Origin of the sequence: Aminithiophilus ramosus, assembly GCF_018069705.1 — a bacterium.
In the GTDB taxonomy this organism is placed as follows: Bacteria; Synergistota; Synergistia; order Synergistales; family Aminithiophilaceae; genus Aminithiophilus; species Aminithiophilus ramosus.
The window spans coordinates 2,828,203-2,848,642 of the sequence record NZ_CP072943.1 but is presented as its reverse complement, the minus strand read 5'-3'; the positions used below and the strand labels follow the sequence as shown (position 1 = coordinate 2,848,642).

The following is a 20,440-nucleotide window of genomic DNA, read 5'->3' as shown; positions in this document are numbered from 1 at the left end:
AGGCCGCCGGTGGCTGTGGGATGGGTGGCCCTTACCGGGCTGCCTTGATCTTGTCGAGCGTCCGTCCCTCAAGCTCCTCGATGCCCGAGGGGACGGGAGGGTACCAGTTGACCTTGGCCAGGACCTCGGGTGGAAGGCCCCGGGTGAAATTGGCCTTGATCTCGGGATCGAGGAAGTTCACCGCCTCTTTCGAGGCCGTCCCGTAGGTCTCGCGGTTGGTGAAGAAGGCGGCGTTCTCGGGGCGGAGCATGAAGTTGATGTAGGCGTAGGCGCCGTCGAGGTTCTCGGCGCGGGCGGGGATGGCGAAGGTGTCGACCCAGCCCAGGGCGCCGCTCTCGGGGGCGATGTAGTCGATGTCCGGGTTCTCGCCGTGGAGCTTCCATCCGGCCTGCTCCCAGGCCGAGGCGGCCCAGACCTCGCCGGAGCGGAGGAGCTGGAGGAGCTGGTCGCCGTTGTCCCAGTAGGTCTTCACCGAAGGCTTGGCGCCGATGAGGGTCGTCTCCATCGCGTCGAGGAACTTCTGGTAGGCCCCCTTGTCGCCGTAGAGGGCGAAGGGGTTGTGCCCCAGGGAGAAGCCCATGCCGATCAGGGTCGGGCGCTTGAGGCGGTAGGAGACGCGGCCGGCGTACTTGGGATCGAGAAGATCCTTGAAATCTTTGATGTCAGGCGCCTTGGCCCGGTTGACGACGAGTCCCTCCGTCCCGTAGACGTGAGGCACGGCGTAGGACTGGCCCTTGACCAGGGTGTTCTCCTTGACGGCCTTGAGGAGAGAGGGATCGATCTGCCCCTCGTCGATGCGGGAGAAGTCGATGGCCTGATAGAGGCCGTACTGCTCCACGACGGAGGAGATGCGGTCCTGCGAGGGCTGGGCCAGATCGAAGCCGCCGCCCCGCGTGGCCCGGAGCTTGCTGATCATCTCCTCGTTGTTGCTCAGCGTCACCTCCACGGGATATCCCGTCTCGGTCGTGAACGCGTCGAGGAGCTCCTGGGGGGCGTAGCCCGACCAGGTGATGACCCGCACCACCGCCTTCTTCGGGGCCGCCGAGGCCTCTGCGGTGAAAAACGGGAAAAGCAGCGTGACGAGAAGCAACGGCAAAAGCGAAACTCTCTTCATGACCCGATTCCTCCTGTTCTGAATTCCCCCTGGTTCCGGACTGTCCGACGGCATTCCGTCCCACGCGACAGACTTCAGATCACGACGGGCTCACTGGAGTTTGGCTCTTTTCGCCCAACTCTCCGGAAAAAAGTATATCGAAGGGGTGGGTGAAAGTATATGGAAAAGGCGTAACTTAATAGTTGTCTCCGAGTAACAGTTTCGTAACGAAAAACCCTCCCCGGCTCGAAGGGTTGCGCCGGAACCTTTGCCGGGAGCGCAGAACCTTGCCCGCGCCCGCCGGATCGGGCCGCGCTCCCAGCAAGGGCAACCCCGCGCCGCGGCTGGGTTTCGGAGCGTAACCACCTCCGCGCCGCCGGATCGGAGGGTTGGGTTCCGTGGTTTTTGCTGGGAGCTCAGGACTTTGCCCGCGCCCGCCCCGAAGGGGCGGAGGGTTTTCGCCTGTCGTCGCTGTCGCGGCAGTGACGGCCTTCGGGGCGGAAACCCTCCGGGACGATAAACCCGTCCCGCGCGCCGCCGCATCGGGCCGCGCTCCCAGCAAGGGCAACCCCGCGCCGCGGCTGGGTTTCGGAGCGTAGTCGTCTCCGCGCCGCCGGATCGGAGGGTTGGGTTCCGTGGTTTTTGCTGGGAGCTCAGGACTCTGCCCGCGCCCGCCCCGAAGGGGCGGAGGGTTTTCGCCTGTCGTCGCTGTCGCGGCAGTGACGGCCTTCGGGGCGGAAACCCTCCGGGACGATAAACCCGTCCCGCGCTTCGCCGGATCGGAAGGGTTGTGTCGTGGCCTTTGCTGGGAGCGTGGGCATCCTTGCCCGCGCCCGCCCCGAAGGGGCGGAGGGTTTTCGCCTGTCGTCGCTGTCGCGGCAGCGGCGGCCTTCGGGGCGGAAACCCTCCGGGACGATAAACCCGTCCCGCGCGCCGCCGCATCGGGCCGCGCTCCCAGCAAGGGCAACCCCGCGCCGCGGCGGAGGTTCGGAGCCTAGCCGTCTCCTCGCCTGCCGGATCGAAGGGTTGAGCCGTGGCCTTTCCCGGGAGCGCAGGACTTTGCCCGCGCCCGCTTTCAGGGGCGGGAGGGCCGGCAGCGGTCGGGGTAGTTGGTGATGACCATGTCGACGCCGAAGGATTCCAGCTCCCGGGCCCGGTCGCCGTCGTTGACCGTCCAGCAGGCGACGCGGAGCCCCTCTTCGTGGGCCCGACGGACCTGGTCGGCCGACAGGTACTCCTCCGCCGGGTGGAGGCTGTAGAGCCGGAGCCCTTCCCTGCGGGCATAGTCCCAGGGATTGAGGAGGACTCCGTCGTAGAGCAGGCCCAGCCTAAGGGAGGGGGCGATCTCTCCCAGCCGTCTCAGGCTGGCGTGGTTGAAGGAGGAGACGATCGTCTCTTCCAGCCGTCCCCGGGCCTCCAGAAGGGCGACGACGGATTCCTCCAGCCCGGGGGCGTCGCCGGCACGGCTTTTGATCTCCACGTTGACGATGCGGTCCGGCGGCGTCAGGTCCAGCACGTCGTCGAGGCGGGGAACGGGTTCTCCCCTGAAGGCCTCGGAAAACCAGGAACCGGCGTCGAGGCCGGCGATCTCGCCGTAGGTCCGATCGGCGATGAAGGACGGCGTTCCCGTCGTCCGAAGAAGGGACCAGTCGTGATGGACGACGACGACGCCGTCCCTGGTCCTCTGGACGTCGAGCTCGAAGCCGTCACCGCCTAAGGCCAAGGCCTTCCTGAAGGCCGATGCCGTGTTCTCCGGGGCGTAGCCCGAGGCTCCCCTGTGTCCCAGAACGAGCATTTTCCCCTCGTCTCCTTTCTTCCTCTGTCGCCTTTACGGCGCTCAGAGGCCGCTTTCGATCGACTCGGCGGCTTTCTCGGCGACGGCCAGCGTCTCTTCGAGGAGGGTCGCCAGGCTTTCCAGATCGGAGGCCTCGCCTCGGCCCTCCTTGAAGGCCCGCTCCACGCGCCGCGCCTCCTCCATGAGGCGCCGCAGCCCCAGATTGCCCGACGCGCCTTTCACGCCGTGGGCCCGATCGGCGGCGGCGACGGCGTCGGCCGCCGCGTCGGCTCCTCTCAGCGCGGCCACGTCGTCGCCGTGGGTGGCGACGAAGAGGTGGAGCATCTCGGCCAGGAAGGCCTCGTCGCCGCCGACGCGGAACAGGGCGTCGGACCTGTCGAAGAGGGGCGTCTCCGTCTCGGCCGGGGGAAGGGCCCTCTCCGGTCTCTCCTCCGGAGGCGGTGCGTCACTGAGGTGACGGATCACGATCTCTTTCAGCTCCTTAAAGGCGATGGGCTTGGTCACGTAGTCGTCCATGCCCGCGTCGAGGCATTGGCGGCGGTAGCCGGCCAGAGCGTGGGCCGTCATGGCCACGATGACGGCCCTCTTCGTCCCCGCCGAGCGTCTCTCCTCCTCACGGATGCGGGCCGTGGCCTCGAAGCCGTCCATGACGGGCATCTGAATGTCCATGAAGATCATATCGTAGGCCTCCTCCCGGGCGGCGTCGACGGCGCGGCTTCCGTCGGCGACGCGCCGGGCCGTCAGCCCCAGCCGGGCCAGCATGGCCAGGGCGACCTGGGCGTTGACGTCGTTGTCCTCGACGAGAAGGAGGGTCCTCCCGCCACGGATCGAGACGCTCCCCTCGTCCCTTTGGGGCCGCTCTCCGCCGGGGGGAAGCCCCTCGTCGCGGAGGAGGGAGGTCAGAGTCTGAAGCAGGGCCGAGCTCTTGACGGGCTTGGAAAGGCAGGCCGAGAACCCCGCCCCTTCGAGGGCGTCGGCGTCGACCGTCGCCCCGGCCGGAGCGAGAAAGACAATCGGCGTGGGTGCCAGATCGGGGTCGTCCCCGAGAAGCCGGGGCAGGTCGCGCCCCTCCCTGTCGGTCATGGAGGGAGCCGTGACGACGACATCGAAGGGTGCTCCCCCGTCGAAGCCTTCGCGGAGCATCGCCAGGGCCGTGGCGCCGTCCGTGGCCCGGGTGGCCGCAAAGCCCCGCCGGTCGAGCTGTTGGGAGAGGGAGAGGAGATCGGTCAGATCGCCGTCGACGACGAGGATCCTCTTCCCCGCCAGATCGGGGGCGACCGTTCCGTCCCCTTCCCCCTTCGTTCCCCCTTCGATCCGGAAGGGGAGCGTGAACCAGAAAAGCGACCCTCGGCCGGGGCTGCTCTCCACGCCGATGCGCCCTCCCATCCGCTCGACGAGGAGTTTGCAGATGGCCAGTCCCAGTCCCGTTCCGCCGTAGAGGCGCGTCGTCGAGGCGTCGGCCTGCTCGAAGGCGTCGAAAAGGGAGGCGACTCGGCCCGGAGAGATGCCGATGCCGCTGTCGCGGACGGCGAAGCGGATCGTCACCGTCTCGCCCGATCGGCCTTCGGGAGAGGCGTGAAGGCCGATCTCCCCGGAGGGCGTGAACTTGACGGCGTTGTTCAGCAGATTGACGAGGACCTGGCGAAGGCGGTTGGGATCGCCCCGGACCCGCTCGGGGACGTCCCCGTCGAGACGGGCCGAGAAGGCCAGCCCCTTCTCGGACGCCTTGAAGGCCAGCATCTCCGCCGTCTCCTCCACGAGGGAGGGAAGGTGGAAGGGGATGGACTCCACTTCGAGACGGCCGGCCTCGATCTTGGAGAAATCGAGGACATCGTCGATGAGGGCCAGCAGGCTGTCGCCTCCGGTGCGGACGATCTCGGCGAAGCGCCTCTGCCGCTCGTCCAGATCGGTGTCGAGAAGAAGCTCCGTCATCCCCAGGACGGCGTTGAGGGGCGTCCGGATCTCATGGCTCATGTTGGCCAGGAAGCGGCTTTTGGCCACGCTGGCCTCCTCGGCCCTGGCCGCCAGATCCTGAGCCCGGGCCCGGGCCTCCCTCTCCGATCGTTCGGCCGAAAGACGCTCCTCCACCTCGCGCCGGAGGCGCCCGATGAGGAGATCCTTCTGGGCGTGACGCTGGAGGAGGAGGATGGCCAGGGCCGACAGAAGCGTGTAGAGGGAGAAAAGAAGGCGCCTGTAGCGGAAGAGGGGCTCCATGTCGACGATTTTCGTCAGCTCCCAGAACCCTCCGGGAAGGGGAAGGGAGACGAGGCCCGCCCGGGCTCCCGAGGCCGTCCGGACCCAGCCGTCGCGGAGCCGCTCCAGCCCCAGAGGGATCAGCTTCGCTCCGTCCCAGAGATCCATGGCGATAAGCTCTTCCCTGCGGGCGGGGGACAGGTCGAAGAGAAGCCCCGAATCCCAGCCGGGAGGCCCCATGAGGATGGCTCCGTCGTGGTGCATGATGATCCCCTCGCTGCGCAGCGAGTCGCCCAGGTTGGGCGCCAGGTCGAGCTTGACGACGACGACGGCCGAGACCGATCCTCCGTCGTCGACGATGGGACGGGCGAAATAGGCCCCCTCCCGCCCGGTGATCCTGCCCCGGCCGTAGAAGAGGGTGCTTCGTCCCCCCAGGGCCTCCCTGAAGTAGGAGCGGAAGGCCAGGTTCCTGCCCGAAAGAACCGGGTCCGACGTGGCCAGCACGTCGCCGTCGACGTCGAGGAGGAAGAGCAGATCGCCGCCGAGGCGGCGGTTGAGGAGGCGTAAGGAGAGATCGGCGGCGAATCCCCCCTCCGCCAGGCTTGCGGTCACGGCGTCGTCGGCGGCGGCGTTCCGGGCCAGGGCGTGGCCGGTCATCTCGAAGAAGGCGAACTTGTTGGCGGCGACTTCGAGGCGGTCGAAGCCGTTGCGGGAAAGCGTCTCGCGGAAGGACCGTTCCATCCGGAGGCTCGCCGCTCCTCCCAGGGCGGCCACGGCGCCGTAAAGGACGATGCCGCCGCCGAGGATGCGGCGGCTTCGGGCGGAGAGCCCCTTCATGCGCAGCAGCTCCATGGCCAGGAAGAAGAAGGCCGAGACGGCCAGGGCGAGGGAGAGGACCTTGGAGAAGGGGGAGGGTTCGGCCGCGGCCAGACGGAGGCCTTCGGCGCAAAAGAGCAGCGCCGTGACGGCGGCGAGGGGCCGTGAGGGGGCCGTTCCCCTGAGGAAGGCGCCGATGGAGGCCGCCGGGGCCCCAACGGCCAAAAGCAGACCCGCCTGCGCCGCGTGGCCCGGAACAAGCAACAGCAGGGGAGAGACGGCCGGAATCAGGAAAAGGAGACCTGCCGCCCCGGAAGGGGCTCCGAGGAGGGAAAAGGCGCCTCCCAGCGCCAGGGCCAGGCCGAAGGGGTGAAGGAGGGAGAGGGGCTCGGCCAGGGTGGTCATGATCGGATCCGACAGGGCGAAGGCCCAGCCCAGCCCGAACAGGGCGGAGGCGGCACGGAAAGGCCCCCCTTCCTCCTCGGGGCCGGGAAGGACGGCAAGAGCGGCCAGAAGGAGGCTGTAGCCGGCCGTCACAAGGCGGGCCATGGCCCAGTAGGGCTCGGTCATTGGATGAATCGGTCGACGACGGCCAGGAAGGGAGCGGAAAGACGGAGCCCCAGCTCGCCGACGCGGCGGCGGTTGACGACGACGAGGGAGCGTCGGGCCCTCTCGACGGGAAGGCGGGCGACCTCCTGCCCCTTGAGGAGCTTGGCCGCCATCAGCCCCGCCTGGAAGCCCATCTGGTGGAAATCGACGCTGACGCCGCCGAAAAAGCCCAGCTCGGCGAAGGCGCTGTTGAGGGCCAGATCGATCTTGCCCGTCCCTTTTGTCAGGAGGGGGGCCACGTCGTCGAGGGTGAGCCGTCCGCCGGGGGAGGCGACGGAAAGGGTCGCCGCGATGTAGGCGTCGACGCTCTCGTCGGCTCCGACGGCCAGGGCTGCCGAGCGGACCCCCTCCAGATCGTCGACGGCCGTGACGACGAGGGAGTCCGCATAGGGCGTGTCGGCCAGTTCGGCGACGATCTGCTCCTTCAGGATCAGGCCGACGGGGTCCGTCGAGTGGAGCAGGGCCACCTTCCGCAAGGGGCGTCCCAGGACCGTCTCCAGCAGCTCCAGCTGTTCCTTCATGAAAAGGTGCTCGAAAACGCCGGTGATGTTGCGGTCGGGACGGCCCCGGTCGTCGAGGAAGGGCGTCTCCCGGCTGTAGGCCTCGGCAGGACGGTTCAGGCCCGTGAAGACGAGGCGGACCGAAGGCAGGGAGAGAACCTCCCGGTAGAGGAGGGCGAAGGCGGGATCGTCGACGGTCAGGACCAGATCGGGGCGGTGGCGGCGCAGGTCGTCGACGATGAGCCTCACCGAGGCGTGCACCTCCTCGGGGGGGCGACGCCTCGAATCGAGATGGTAGCTTCGGAAGCGGAGCCCCTCGATGTGGCTCTGGCGGAGGGCCTCGACGGCGGCCTCGTGCTGGGGCCGGTCGCAGAGGTCCCCCGCGTGGTAGCTCGACACGACGAAAACCTCCGTCGCCCCTGCGGGGCGGAAGGAGGCAAGCAGGAGAAGCGCCGCGGCGGCGACGAGGCGGAACCTCACCTCTCTCCCCTCTCCTCGTGACGGTCCGGGCCGTCGAGGTCGGCCTGGATGCGGAGGATCTCCTCCTTCAGGGAGAGGAAGAGGTCCGTCAGGGCCGGGTCGAAGTGACGTCCCCGTCCCCGGGCGATCTCCTCGAAGGCCTCCTCGGGCGTCCAGGCGCCCTTGTAGGGACGCTCCGACGTGAGGGCGTCGTAGACGTCGCAGAGTGCCACCATCCGCCCCACGAGGGGGATGGCCTCTCCCGAGAGTCCCGCCGGATAGCCCGATCCGTCCCACTTCTCGTGGTGCGTCAGGGCGATCTGGCGGGCCACCTCGAAGAGGGAGGGTTCGAGACCTTCGAGGAGCTGGACTCCGATGGAGGGGTGACGCTTCATGATCTCGAACTCCTCGCAGGTGAGGCGGCCCGGCTTGAGGAGGATGCCGTCGGGGATGGCGATCTTCCCCACGTCGTGAAGGGTGCTGGCCAGGGCGATCTCGTCGCAGACGCCTCGTTCCATCCCCAGCGAGGAACAGAGGAGATGGACGAAGGCGCCGATGCGGTTGATGTGCATCCCCGTGTCGGGGTCGCGGTACTCGGCGGCCATGGCCAGGCGCTGGAGAATCTCGCGCTGCGTCTCCTCGAGCTGGCGGGTCCTCTCGCGGACCTGCGACTCCAGGTCGTCGTGGAGAAACTTCAGCTCCAGATGGGTATTCACGCGGGCCCGGACCACGTCGGGATGGAAGGGCTTGGTGACGAAATCGACGGCGCCGGCGGAAAAGGCCGCCGTCTCGGCGTCGCTGTCGTTCAGCCCCGTGATGAAGATGACCGGAAGGGCGTCCGGCTCGGGCAGAGCCTTGAGGCGGCGGCAGGTCTCGTAGCCGTCGAGGACGGGCATGTTCACGTCCAGGAGGATGAGGTCGGGACGGTCGGCGACGGCCCGCTCCAGAGCCGCCCCTCCGTCGTGGACGAAGGTCACGTCGGCTCCCTCGCCGAGGAGGCGGGCCAGAAGACGGCAGTTGACGGGGTCGTCGTCGGCGAGGAGGATCTTCGGTCTCGCCGCGGCGCGGTCGGAACGTTTCGGCATGGCAGAACCTCCCCTCTCGGGGCCGGAAGGGGGTTCCCGGCGGCGGAACAGACGCTTTTTTGCTATTATAGGTGCAATAAGATAAAGAATTCAAGTTGACGCCACTGTCCTCAGTCGGCGGGCCCGTCGGGGCCGGGACCGTCCGAACCCCCTCGTCGGCGCGGCTTTGAGGTCCCTTCTTCGACCCTCCGGCCTCATCCCCGCCGGGCCGGCGGCGCGTCCTTTTTCGCCTGCCGATCGGCCTTCCGTCCGGTGGCGGGCCCGTCAAGGCGCCTCGGTAAGGCGCGGCTTCGGGGCGCAAAACCTCGCCTCGACGTCGTCCCGCGGCCGCGGCGGTCTTTCTCGGTCCTTCCGCAGTTACCGCCCCAGAGAGGAGGCGACGGCGATCCTTCTTCCCCAGCCTTTTTCTTCCCTGATCTCCAACCTTCCGGCCGTTCTCTTCAGGACCGACGGGGCCGGAAGGGTCCTTTTCGTGACGGCCTCCGTCGCCGACCTGACGGGCCACGGCGCCGAGGCCTTCCTCGACGGGGCGGTGCGCTACGACGACCTCATCGGGGGCGACGACAGAAAGGCCGTGGCCGAGGCCATCGACGGCGCCCTCCGCCGGGGAGAAGGCTGGGAGGTCGAATACCCCATCGTCGGCCCCGGCGGGGCGATCCGCTGGGTGCTGGAGCGGGGGCGTCCCTTCGACGGAGAGGGCCTCTCCTGTCTCGACAGGCTTCTCCTGGACGTGACGGAAAGGCACGAGGAAAAGGAGGCCCTCCTCCGGGAGGGGCGCCTCCAGCGGCTCCTGATGACGCTCGCCTCGTCCTTCGTCAACGTCCCCCTCGACTCCGTCGAAGGGGCCATCGGAGGGGCCCTCGCCGAGATGGGGACCTTCGTCGGCGCCGACAGGGCCTACGTCTTCGATTACGACTTCGAAGGCGGCTTCTGCTCCAACAGCTACGAGTGGTGCGCTCCCGCCGTGGAGCCCCAGATCGACAACCTCCAGGCCGTCCCTCTGGCCCTCGTTCCCGAATGGGTGGCCGCCCACCGCCGCGGCGAGGCCGTCTACATCGTCGACGTCCAGGCCCTTCCGCCGGGAGGGCTGAGGAAGACGCTGGAGCCCCAGGGGATCAGGAGCCTTCTGGCCCTGCCCGTGATGAAGGGGGAGGAGCCCATCGGCTTCGTCGGCTTCGACTTCGTCGCCGGCCGCCACGCCTGCTCGGCGGCGGAGCGCGACCTTCTCTCCCTTTTCGGCGGCATGCTCGTCAACATCGACCTCCGCCGCCGCTCCGACAGGGCCTGGCGCGAGGCGGCCGAGAGGGCCGAGGCGGCCAGCCGGGCCAAGGGCGAGTTCCTGGCCAACATGAGCCACGAGATCAGGACGCCTCTCAACGGCATCCTCGGCATGGCGGGACTCCTGGCGGCGACGAAGCTGAGCGCCGACCAGAAAGAGTGCGTCGAGACGATACGGCTCAGCGGGGAGACCCTCCTGGCCCTCGTCAACGACATCCTCGACTTCTCCAAGATGGAGGCGGGGCGCCTCCTCCTCGATCGGGTCGATTTCGACGTCCGCCGCCTCGTCGACGACGTCCTCTCGGCCTTCGCCGTCCGGGCCCGGACCAAGGGGATCGGCCTCTCGGGGCGCGTCGAGGGAGTCCTGCCGCCCTCCCTGCGGGGCGATCCCCTGAGGATCCGCCAGATCCTGACCAACCTCGTCGGCAACGCCCTCAAGTTCACCCCCAAAGGCGAAGTGACCCTTCGCGTCGTCCCCCTCGGGGAGGGCCCCGAAGGGCTGTGGCTCCAGTTCTCCGTCAGCGACACGGGCATCGGCATCCCCGCCGACAAGGCGGGAGGGCTTTTCGACCGCTTCTTCCAGGTCGACTCGTCGGTGTCCCGCCGCTTCGGCGGGACGGGGCTCGGCCTGGCCATCGCCAAGCAGCTCGTCGAGCTCATGGGCGGCCGGATCGGCGTCGAAAGCCGCGAGGGAGAGGGCTCGACCTTCCGCTTCTCCCTGCCTCTGCCGCCGGGCAGGGGGGCGATCGCCCCGGGGAGCCCCTTCCCGGCCGGGAAGGCCGTCCTGGTCGTCGAGGACAACGTCATCAACAGGAAGGTCCTTCTCAACCTCCTCAAGGGGCTGGGCCTGGAGGCCGACGTCGCCGGCGACGGCCGCCAGGCCCTGGAGACGATGGCCGGCAAGATCTACGACCTCGTCCTCATGGATGTCCAGATGCCCGTCATGGACGGCCTGGAGGCGGTACGGCGCATCCGTTCCGGCCAGGCGGGGACGACGAATCGCTCCGTTCCCGTCGTCGCCGTGACGGCCCACGCCATGGCCGGCGACCGGGACGTCTGCTTCGCCGCGGGGATGGACGACTACATCTCCAAACCCATCTCTCCCGAGGTCCTGGCCCAGGTCGTCGGGAGGTGGCTGCCGGGCCTCTTCCTCCCCTGAGCGTCAGTCGTCCTTCTTCCAGGGCTTGAAGCCCTGGCCCACCACTTCCGAGGCGTCGCCGACGGCCATGAAGGCCCGCGGGTCGAGAGAGGCCAGAAACCGTTTGAGCTCCACCGTCTGGCGCTGGGTCATGAAGGACATGAGCACCGTCCGCTCCTGCCCCGTGTAGCCGCCCGTGCCGTGAAGGAGGGTGACCCCCTTGTGGAGGTCTTCGGTGACGAAGCGGCGCACCTCCTCCATCTCGGCGGTGATGACGAAGACCTGCTTGCGCCGGTCGAAGGACTTGAGGACGCCGTCCATGACGACGCCGACGGCGTACATGGAAAGAAGGCCGTAGAGGGCGTTTTCGAGGCCGATGACGAAGGCCGAGAGGAAGAGGATGACGGCGTTGATGTAGAAGGAATAGAGCCCCACGTCGATGCCGAAGCGCTTGCGGAGGGTGACGACGATGATGTCGGTTCCTCCCGTCGAGGCTCCGGCGAGGAAGACGAGGCCGATGCCGAGGCCCTTCACGACGCCGCCCAGGACGGCCGCCAGAAGGGGTTCGCTCAGGTGGGGGTAGGGGAAGAGCTTGAGGAGTTCCAGGGCCGCCGTGGTGAGGGCCACCGAGTAGGCCGACCAGCCGACGAAGCGCGGCGAAAGACCCCGCCAGGCCCAGAGGAAGAGCAGGCCGTTGGCGGCACCGATGATCCACGAGGGGGAGATGCCCCAGAGGTAATTGCTCAGCACGGCCAGGCCCGTGACGCCCACGTCGGGGAAGCGGTAGGGCAGGGTGAAGGCGACGATCCCGGCGCACATGACGACCGTTCCCGCCGTGACGAGGGCGAAGGTCTTCCCCTCGCGGCGCAGAAGGGCGAAAAGCTTTCTCACGTTCATCGATAAAACCTCCATGGTCCTCGACGTTTTTCCCTGCGAGGTCGCTCCAATGTAGGACAGGCCGAAGGGCTTTTCAAGAGGGGCCTGGCCCTGTTGACGGAGCGGCCCGGGAGTGATAAGGCTAGGGGAGGCGGGCCCCTCGGCTTCGCCCGAAAAAAGGAGGTCTTTCGATGATCTGCGGAACGCTCGGCCGTCGCCGCGACGACGGCCTTTTCCTGCCCGAGCCCCTGGCCCGGGCCCTTGCCTTTCTCGACGGAGACCTCTCCGCCCTGCCTGCCGGACGGCACGCCCTGGAGGACGAGGCCCTCTACGCCGTCGTCGCCGAGGCCGAGACGGGCCCCTTCGGCGGAGGGGAATGGGAGTCCCACCGGCGCTACGTCGACGTCCAGTGCCTTCTCGAAGGGGAGGAGTGGATCGGCTGGGCTCCCGACGACGGCCTCTCTCCCCGCCGCGACGCCCTCGACGAGGAGGACTGCCTCTACTACGACGTCCCTCCCTCGCCGACGTGGATCCGCCTCCTGCCGGGGCGCTACGCCGTCTTCTTCCCCGACGACCTCCACTGCCCTCTGCGGACGGCCTCGACGCCGTCGCCGATCCGGAAAATCGTCGTCAAGATCGCCCTTAGCCTTTTCCGGGGGGAAGACTGATGCGCTGCCACAGCTGCGACGCAAAGGGGTGCTCCCGGGAGCACCCCTGCCGTCCCACCGACAGCCTGCCCCTCTACAGCGACGAGGAGCGGAAGATCATGATCGCCGCCGCCGAAGTGGAGGCCCTCTACTACGGCGAGCTGAACCGCCTCCAGGAGATCCGGGAATTCGCCCGCCGCCTCGGCGTGAAACGGCTGGGAATGGCCTTCTGCGTCGGCCTCGCCGACGAGGCCCGGCTCATCGGCGAGGCCTTCGAGGCCTTCGGGTTCGACGTCCGCTCCGTCTGCTGCAAGGTGGGGGGCCTCACCAAGGAGGAACTCTCCATGCCGCGCCGTCCCTGGGTCGGGACCGTCTCCTGCAACCCCGCCGAACAGGCGCGGATCCTCGACGACGAGGGCTGCGGCCTCCTCGTCGTCGTCGGCCTCTGCGTCGGCCACGACACCCTCTTCTACCGTCACGCCAAGGCCCCCGTGACGACTCTCGTCACCAAGGACCGCCGTCTGGGCCACAACCCCGTCGCCGCCGTCACCTGCCCCTACATCCGAAAACGTCTCGGCGAGGAGGTCCCCGAGCGCCGGGCCTAGTCGATCCAGCGCCGCCCGATGGCTCTCAGGCAGGCGAAGGTCAGGGCCAGGCAGAGCCCCGCCAGGGCCGCCAGGGCCGTTGCCGCCGGGAAGAGGCTCCCCTCTCCCAGGGCCCTCCGCAGGAGATCGGCGCCGTACGTCGGCGGCAGGACGTAGGCCAGCCCCCGAAGGGGAAAGGGAATCCGATCCAGGGGCAGAAAGAGGCCGCAGAGGAAGACCATGGGGAAGCGGAAGAAGTTGGAAAGGGTCTGGGCCTCGAAGACCTCCTGGACGGAGACGGCGACGAAAAGCCCCATGAAGGCCGACGCGAAGGCGAGCAGGAAGGCGGCGGTCAGCAGGAGGGCGACGTCGACCCGCCCGAGAGGGGCGTAGAGGGCGGCCAGGACGAGAGGGACGAGGGCGTTGGCGACGCCGAAGACGATGGCCCCCGACGTCTTGGCCAGGACGAGGAGCCCCAGGGGGAGAGGCGCCTGGAGGAGCCTCTCGAAGCTCTTCCCCTTGCGCTCGAAGGTGACCGTCACGGCCAGCATGGACGTGGTGCCGAAGAGGATGGAGAGAGTCATGACGCCGGGCAGCAGGGCCCGGATATCGACGGGGCCCTGGGAGCGGAGGAAGAACATGAGGGTCCAGGCCAGGGGGAAGATGAGGCCCCAGCTCAGGTTGGGCGGCTTGAGGTAGTAGGTCCTCATGTCCTTGGCCAGGATGGCCCGGAAGGCGATGAGGTTCTTCATGGCCTGCGATCTCCTTTCTTCCTCTTCCGCGGGACCGAGCCGGTGACGCCGAGAAAGACCTCCTCCAGCGAGGGACCCTCGCGGCGGGCCTCGCGGACCTCGACGGCGCGGGAGCGGAAAAAGTCCATGAAAGGCTCCAGGCCGAGGGAGCGGGCGGAGCGGACGAAGAGCGTTCCCCCCTCGGCCCGGCAGGTCACGCCGGGGAAGGCCTCTTCCAGCGCCTCCTTCAGGGGAGCGGCCGGTCCGGCCAGGACGAAATCGACGGCGTTGTCCTCACGCGCCGAGGCCAGGAGGTCTTCCGTCGTCCCCAGGGCGGCCAGGCGCCCCTCGGCGATGAAGGCGATGCGGTCGCAGAGGCGCTGGGCCTCCTCGATGTAGTGCGTCGTGAGGAAGATCGTCGTCCCCTCGCGGCGCATCGCGTCGAGGAGGGAGCGGATGGAACGGGCGCTGGCCACGTCGATGCCCGTCGTCGGCTCGTCGAGAAAGAGGATCGGCGGCCGGTGGATGAGGGCCGCCGCCAGGACGAGGCGGCGCCGCATCCCCTTCGAATAGGCCCCGAAGCGCCTTTCCGCCGCCGGAGCGAGGCCGAAACGCTCCAGAAGCTCTCCGGCCCGTTCGCGGCGCTCGCCGCGTTCCATGCCGTAGAGGGCGCCGCAGAACTCCAGATTGGCCCGGCCCGTCATCTCGGGATAGAGATTGTCGTCGTCGGCGACGATGCCCATGAGATGCTGGGCTCCCTTGATGTCGCCGGTCCGCTCCCGGCCGAAAAAGAAGATCCGTCCCGCCGTGGGGCGGGCCAGCCCCGTCAGCATGCGGATCGTCGTCGTCTTCCCCGCCCCGTTCGGCCCCAGAAAGCCGAAGATCTCGCCGGGAGCGACGGCGAAGGAAAGACCGTCGACGGCCCGGAGAGGGCCGAAATCCTTCGTCAGTTCCCGGACCTCGAAGGCGGCCCCGTCAGTTCCCATCGCGTTCCTCTCCTCCATCGTCTTCCTCCCTCTTCTCCCAGAAGCGCCTCAGGGCCTCCAGCCCCTGCCGAAAAGCCTCGTCGTCGCGGCGGTAGTGGACGAAAAGGCCCCGCTTGTCGTCGATCACCAGCCCCTCCTCCCGGAGCAGACGGAGGTGCTGCGACACCGCTCCGGCCGAAAGATCCAGCCGCCGGGCCAGGGCGTTGACGCAGAGAGGCCGCCGGGCCAGCAGGGCCAGGATCTTCAGGCGGACGGGCGAGGCCAGGACGCGGCAGAAGGAAAGAATCTCTCTCAACGCCATCCCCTCCTATTTTAGAATTTTCGATAATACTATAGCATTGCCTTCCCTCCGGCAAGGCCCCTTTCTCCCCGACGGCGGGACGGAAGACGCCGCGGCTTCGTCTTGTCCCGCGCGGCGGCGATCGGAGCGGCGGCCCAAAACGGGTTCTGTATAGGCCCCGGCTGGGTCCGCCGGCGGCGGATCGGCCCATCGGAGCCCTCGAAAATCCGTTGACAAAAGGGGCCGATGACTTTATTCTCAGGCCATAGTCTCCGTAGTGGAAATTATATTTCCAAAATGGAAAAGGAGGAGCGCCTTGAGTCGGCTCGACAAGGGACTTCAGATTCTCCGCCAGCTCAGCGAGCCGCCCTTCTCCCACAGCCTGGCCTCTCTGGCCTCGGCGGTGGACATGACGAAGGGCGGCGTCCACAAGGTCCTCTCCATGCTCGTCGACGAGGCCTTCGTCGCCCAGGATGGCGATTCCAAACTGTACCGCCTCGGTCCGGCCCTCTACCGCATGGGCGTCGTCTACGCCAACGAGAAGGGGCTCAACGAGGCGGCCCTTCCCGTCATGGAGCTCATCGGCAAGCTGACGAAGGAGACCGTCTCCGTGGGAATCCGCGACGGTGACCGGGCCTTCCTGGCCCTCAGCGTCGAAAGTCCTCACCTGATCCGCCTCAAGCGCCGTCTCGGCGTGACGATGCCCCCCAACGCCGGGGCCATCGGCAAGCTCCTGGCCGCCTACCACGACCCTCAGAGGATGGAGGCCTTCCTGCGCTCCCTCGACCTGGCCCGCGAGGGGCGGGGCTGCCCCGCCCCCTTCCTCGACGTCGATGCCCTCCTGGAGGAGTACGCCGCCATCCGCCGCCAGGGCTACGCCCTCAGTCTCAACGAGAGCGTCGCCGACACGCTGGGCCTCTCCGTCCCCGTGCCGGACCGGATGGGGCGCGTCTGGGCCTGCCTGTGCATCGCCGGTCCCCGGGAGCGTCTTCCCCTGGAGAAGGCCCTGGCCTTCCTGCCCGTCCTGCGCAGCGGCGCCGAGGACATCACGGCCCGTCTGAGCTGATCCTTCCCGCTTCGCCCATCTGTCTGTCCTAGGAGGTCGCCGACATGTCCGTCAGCGAGACTGTTGTTCTGTTGTCCCGAAAAAGGGAAGAGGAGATCCGTGCCTGGCGCCGGGCCATTCACCGACGGCCCGGCCTGGGAATGAACGTGGAGGAGACGGCCTCCCTCGTCGCCGCCGCGCTGGAATCGATGGGCCTCGACGTCCGCACCGGCATAGGCGGGACGGGCGTCGTCGCCCTTCTGGGATCGTCGGGGCCGACGGTGGCCCTCCGGGCCGACATGGATGCCCTGTCCATGCGCGAGGAGACGGGCCTTCCCTTCGCCTCCGAGATCGAGGGGCGGATGCATGCCTGCGGCCACGACGCCCACACGGCCATGCTGCTCGGGGCCGCCGCCGTCCTCTCCGAGGGGTGGGAGGGGCGGGGGCGGATCAAGTTCGTCTTCCAGCCCGCCGAGGAGTGCGCTCCGACGGGAGGCGCCCCGGCCATGATCGCCGACGGCGTCCTCGAGGACCCCGACGTCGGCGCCATGGCGGCCCTCCACGTCTGGCCCGGGCTGGAGACGGGCCGGGTGGGCGTCCGCGAGGGGGCCATCATGGCCGCCTCGGACCGCCTCGACCTCGTCGTGAGGGGAAGAAGCGCCCACGGCTCCATGCCCGAGGAGGGCGTCGACGCCATCGTCATCGCCGCCCAGGTCGTCTCGGCCCTCCAGAGCGTCGTCTCCCGATCGGTGAGCGCCTCCGACGCCGCCGTCTTCTCCCTGGGCACCGTCCGGGGAGGCTGCCGCTACAACGTCATCGCCGACGAGGTCCGCCTCGAGGGGACGCTGCGCTCCCTCGACGCCCGCGTCCGGGCCTTCCTGCCCGAGAAGATCGGCGCCGTGGCCCGGGGCGTGGCGACGGCCATGGGGGGCGACTGCGAGGTCCTCTACGAGAGGGGCTATCCGCCGACGGTCAACGACGGCGCCGTCGTCGCCCTCTTCCGCCGGGTCGCCGCCGATCTTCTCGGCCCCGCGGCCCTGGAGGAGATCGCCAGGCCGACGCTCGGCGGCGAGGATTTCTCCTTCTTCGCCGAAAAGGTGCCCTCCGTCTTCTTCTGGCTGGGCTGCCGTCCCGCCTCGGCCGACGGGGCGACCTTCCCCCCCCTGCACAACGCCCGTTTCGCCCCCGACGAGGCGGCCTTCCCCCTGGGGACGGCCCTTCTCGCGGGGACGGCCCTGAAACTTCTGGACAGACTGAACGAGGAGGGATCGCTGTGACCGATCGCGGAAAAGAAGATCTCACGGCCCTGCGCCGCCTGCTTCACCGCCACGCCGAGCGGGGCTGGGAGGAGTTCTGGACGACGGCCTTCGTCGCCGCCTCTCTGGAAAGGCTGGGTTTTTCCCTTCGCCTCGGCGCCGACGCCGTCGAGGCGGCCTCGGCCATGGGGCGGCCCGACGGGAAGGCCCTGGCCCGAGCCCGTGAGAGGGCCCTTTCCTGGGGGGCCGACCGTGCCCTGATCGAGCGTCTCGGCGACTGGACGGGCCTGGTGGCCCTCTTCGACACGGGCCGTCCCGGTCCCGTGACGGCCTTCCGCTTCGACCTCGACGCCGTCGAGACGGCCGAGTGTCGCCAGGCCGGACACCGCCCCTTCGACGAGGGCTTCGCCTCTCTCGACGAAACGACGGCCCACGCCTGCGGCCACGACGGGCACATGGCCGTCGGTCTCGCCCTGGCCGGACGGATCGCCGCCCTCGCCCCGGACCTGACGGGGCGGATCAAGCTGCTTTTCCAGCCCGCCGAGGAGGGGGTCCGCGGCGGACGGGCCATGACGGAAAAGGGCCATCTCGATGACGTCGACGTCCTCTTCGGTTTCCACCTGGCCGGCCAGTTCGCCAGCGGCGCCGTCGGCGCCGGATGCAGCGACTTCCTCTGCACGACCAAGGTCGATGTCGCCTTCCGGGGGGTGGCGGCCCACGCCGGGATGGCCCCGAACGAGGGGAAAAACGCCCTGCTGGCGGCGGCGACGGCCGTCCTGGGCCTCCATGCCATCGCCCCCCACCGCGACGGCGCCAGCCGCGTCAACGTCGGCGTCCTCCGGGCCGGGACGGGGCGCAACGTCGTCCCCGACAGGGCCGAACTCCTCTTCGAGACGCGGGGGCAGACGGCGGCCATCGACCGCTACGTCTACGAGCGGGCCCTGGAGGTCCTCGACGGGGCGGCCCGCTCCCAGGGCGTCTCCGTCGAGACGCGCCTGGCCGGAGGGGCCGTCGACGGGACGAGCCATCCCGATCTGGTCGCCCTCGTCGCCGAGAAGGCCCGGGCCGTCGGCTTCACCGACGTCTCCCTCGAAGGGCGGATCGGCGGCAGCGAGGACTTCTCGTGGATGATGAGGCGCGTCGACGAGAGGGGCGGCCGGGCCTGCCACTTCATCGTCGGTGCCGACAGGACGGCGGGCCACCACAACGGCCGCTTCGATTTCGACGAATCCGTCCTGCCCCGGGCCGTCGACCTCTTCGAGGCCCTCCTGCGGGACCGCGCCGGGAGGGGGGATGACCTTCGACGATAGAAGGGCCACCGACTTGTGCCGTCGACGGGAGAAACACCGGGAGGAAACAGATCGTCCGAGCCCCTTTCGTTAAGGAGGATCACCGTGTCCGCAAACGACAAGAGCCGCACCAGCGCGAAAAAAGGCAGGTTCGAGGGATTCATCAAAGGCGTCGAAGTCGTCGGCAACAGGCTGCCCCACCCCTTCTGGCTATTCGTCATCCTCGCCCTCACGTCCATCCTTCTCTCCTGGGTCCTGGCCCGGTCGGGCGTCTCCGTCACCTATCTGGCCGCCTCGTCCAAGGCGGGAGAGCTGCCGTCGGAGACGACGGTGGCCGTCAGGAACCTCATGAGCTACGAGGCGCTCCGCCCCTTCTTCGCCGACTTCGTTAAAACCTACATCAACTTCGCCCCCCTGGGGCTCATCATGGTCATGATGCTCGGCATCGGACTCGTCGAGCAGACCGGTTTCATCTCGGCCCTCATGCGCAAGACCATCCTCGGCGCCCCTTCCTACATGGTCACGGCCGTCCTGGCCGTCGTCGGCATCAACGCCAACCTGGCCTCCGACGCCGGAATCATCTTCACCCCCGCCATCGGCGGCGCCGTCTTCAAGGCCCTGGGCCGCAACCCGGCCGTGGGCATCATCGCCGGGTTCGCCGCCGCCTGCGGCGGCTTCAGCGCCAACTTCTTCATCGCCGGCACCGACGCCCTGCTGGCGGGCATCACCGAATCGGCCGCCAAGGGCATGGGCATCGTCGCTCCCACCCATCCCCTCATCAACTGGTACTTCATGATCGCCGCCACGATCACCGTCACCGTCGTCACGACGGTCATCACCGAGAAATTCACCGTCCCCATGCTGGGCGACGGCGGTCCCAAAGACGCCTCCTACCTGGCCGAACACGCCGTCAAGGCCGAGGAGAACCGCGGCCTGCGCTGGGCCCTCTGGACGACGCTCCTCTCCCTGGCCCTCCTCTTTCTGCTCACCCTTCCCCAGAGCTCCTTCTTCCGCGCCGCCGACGGATCGATCCTTCCCCGGTCGCCCCTTCTTTCCAGCGTCGTGGCCATCCTCTTCTTCCTCTTCTTCTTCGTCGGCATGGCCTACGGCTTCGGCGCCGGAACGCTCAGAAAGGCCTCCGACGTCCCCAAGCTGATGCAGGACGGCCTCCAGGGGAGCCTGAGCTTCCTCGTCGTCGCCCTCCCGGCGGCCATGTTCATCCAGCTCTTCAACGCCAGCAACCTCACGACGGTTCTGGCCGTCAAGGGCGCCGCGGCTCTGAAGGCCCTCAACCTGGGCGGCATCCCGCTCCTGCTCATGTTCATCGTCCTCTGTTCCTTCCTGAACCTCTTCATGATCAGCGGGTCGGCCAAATGGCTCATCCTGGCCCCCATCTTCGTCCCCATGTTCTCCATGGTCGGCTTCTCCCCCGCCTTGACGCAGATCGCCTACCGCATCGGCGACACGACGACGAACATCGTCTCGCCCCTTTCCTACTACATCCCCGTCATCATCGGCCTTCTCGAACAGTACCGGAAGGAAGGGGACGAGCCCGTCGGCATCGGCACCATCATCTCGCTGGAAATCCCCTACTCGCTGGCCTTCCTCGTCTGCTTCTCCCTCCAGGTCATCGTCTGGTACCTCCTCAACCTGCCTCTCGGCCCGGGAACGGGGCTGTTCATGTAAGGCTTCGACGAGACGGGCCTTCCCCCCGGGGGGAAGGCCCGTCCCGTTCCGGGGGCTTTCGGGTAGAATGACCGGAAAAGACCCTTTGTCGGAG

Annotated in this window: 16 protein-coding genes; 7 read left to right on the top strand and 9 right to left on the bottom strand. The window is 68.4% G+C overall.

Going from position 1 to position 20,440, the window contains the following annotated elements; genetic code table 11:
* Positions 1-31: 31 nt before the first annotated feature.
* The 5 genes from KAR29_RS12800 to KAR29_RS12780 all read right to left on the bottom strand — a co-directional run bounded on the left by KAR29_RS12800 (position 32) and on the right by KAR29_RS12780 (position 8,550).
* Positions 32-1,114, bottom strand: coding sequence for an extracellular solute-binding protein (locus tag KAR29_RS12800; RefSeq protein WP_274373380.1), 1,083 nt, complete (start codon positions 1,112-1,114; stop codon positions 32-34).
* 1,054 nt (positions 1,115-2,168) lie between these two features.
* A complete protein-coding gene (locus KAR29_RS12795; protein ID WP_274373379.1) occupies positions 2,169-2,888 on the bottom strand; it encodes a glycerophosphodiester phosphodiesterase in 720 nt (239 codons plus the stop codon).
* Between the two features lie 42 nt (positions 2,889-2,930).
* Positions 2,931-6,467, bottom strand: coding sequence for a response regulator (locus KAR29_RS12790; RefSeq protein ID WP_274373378.1), 3,537 nt, complete (start codon positions 6,465-6,467; stop codon positions 2,931-2,933).
* Positions 6,464-7,486, bottom strand: a complete 1,023-nt coding sequence (locus KAR29_RS12785; RefSeq protein ID WP_274373377.1) for an ABC transporter substrate-binding protein — start codon at positions 7,484-7,486, stop codon at positions 6,464-6,466. Before KAR29_RS12785 ends, KAR29_RS12790 begins: the two co-directional genes overlap by 4 nt.
* A complete protein-coding gene (locus KAR29_RS12780; protein ID WP_274373376.1) occupies positions 7,483-8,550 on the bottom strand; it encodes an HD-GYP domain-containing protein in 1,068 nt (355 codons plus the stop codon). The genes KAR29_RS12785 and KAR29_RS12780 overlap by 4 nt, the downstream gene beginning before the upstream one ends.
* 166 nt (positions 8,551-8,716) lie before the next feature.
* Between KAR29_RS12780 and KAR29_RS12775 the strand changes: the two genes are divergently transcribed.
* Positions 8,717-10,987 carry an ATP-binding protein gene (locus KAR29_RS12775; RefSeq protein WP_274373375.1) on the top strand — a complete coding sequence of 757 codons (2,271 nt, stop codon included), beginning with the start codon at positions 8,717-8,719 and terminating at the stop codon, positions 10,985-10,987.
* Between the two features lie 3 nt (positions 10,988-10,990).
* On the opposite strand, the gene KAR29_RS12770 is transcribed toward KAR29_RS12775, so the two are convergent.
* Entirely contained in the window at positions 10,991-11,863 is an 873-nt protein-coding gene (locus tag KAR29_RS12770; protein WP_274373374.1) for a YitT family protein, read from the bottom strand.
* A 170-nt stretch (positions 11,864-12,033) separates the two neighbouring features.
* Between KAR29_RS12770 and KAR29_RS12765 the strand changes: the two genes are divergently transcribed.
* Complete coding sequence (locus tag KAR29_RS12765; RefSeq protein WP_274373373.1) at positions 12,034-12,510, top strand: YhcH/YjgK/YiaL family protein; 477 nt, start codon at positions 12,034-12,036, stop codon at positions 12,508-12,510.
* Positions 12,510-13,094 (top strand): DUF1847 domain-containing protein, encoded by a 585-nt coding sequence (locus KAR29_RS12760; protein WP_274373372.1) that lies wholly within the window; start codon positions 12,510-12,512, stop codon positions 13,092-13,094. Before KAR29_RS12765 ends, KAR29_RS12760 begins: the two co-directional genes overlap by 1 nt.
* Here KAR29_RS12760 and KAR29_RS12755 read toward each other — a convergent pair.
* From KAR29_RS12755 to KAR29_RS12745, 3 genes are read right to left on the bottom strand one after another with little or no spacing between them, the layout of a single operon-like run.
* Positions 13,091-13,825, bottom strand: a complete 735-nt coding sequence (locus KAR29_RS12755) for an ABC transporter permease (RefSeq protein ID WP_274373371.1) — start codon at positions 13,823-13,825, stop codon at positions 13,091-13,093. The two genes, KAR29_RS12760 and KAR29_RS12755, sit on opposite strands and share 4 nt — an antisense overlap.
* Positions 13,822-14,790 carry an ABC transporter ATP-binding protein gene (locus KAR29_RS12750; protein WP_274373370.1) on the bottom strand — a complete coding sequence of 323 codons (969 nt, stop codon included), beginning with the start codon at positions 14,788-14,790 and terminating at the stop codon, positions 13,822-13,824. Before KAR29_RS12750 ends, KAR29_RS12755 begins: the two co-directional genes overlap by 4 nt.
* On the bottom strand, positions 14,780-15,085 hold the full coding sequence (locus KAR29_RS12745; RefSeq protein ID WP_274373369.1) for an ArsR/SmtB family transcription factor: 306 nt from the start codon (positions 15,083-15,085) through the stop codon (positions 14,780-14,782). Before KAR29_RS12745 ends, KAR29_RS12750 begins: the two co-directional genes overlap by 11 nt.
* Positions 15,086-15,386: 301 nt before the next feature.
* Between KAR29_RS12745 and KAR29_RS12740 the strand changes: the two genes are divergently transcribed.
* From KAR29_RS12740 to KAR29_RS12725, 4 genes are all read left to right on the top strand, one after another.
* Positions 15,387-16,136: an IclR family transcriptional regulator gene (locus tag KAR29_RS12740; RefSeq protein ID WP_274373368.1), complete on the top strand. Its 750-nt coding sequence runs from the start codon at positions 15,387-15,389 to the stop codon at positions 16,134-16,136.
* Between the two features lie 44 nt (positions 16,137-16,180).
* Positions 16,181-17,392, top strand: coding sequence for a M20 metallopeptidase family protein (locus tag KAR29_RS12735; protein ID WP_274373367.1), 1,212 nt, complete (start codon positions 16,181-16,183; stop codon positions 17,390-17,392).
* On the top strand, positions 17,389-18,681 hold the full coding sequence (locus KAR29_RS12730; protein WP_274373366.1) for an amidohydrolase: 1,293 nt from the start codon (positions 17,389-17,391) through the stop codon (positions 18,679-18,681). The genes KAR29_RS12735 and KAR29_RS12730 overlap by 4 nt, the downstream gene beginning before the upstream one ends.
* A gap of 84 nt (positions 18,682-18,765) precedes the next feature.
* Positions 18,766-20,346 carry an AbgT family transporter gene (locus tag KAR29_RS12725; protein ID WP_274373365.1) on the top strand — a complete coding sequence of 527 codons (1,581 nt, stop codon included), beginning with the start codon at positions 18,766-18,768 and terminating at the stop codon, positions 20,344-20,346.
* Positions 20,347-20,440 lie beyond the last annotated feature (94 nt).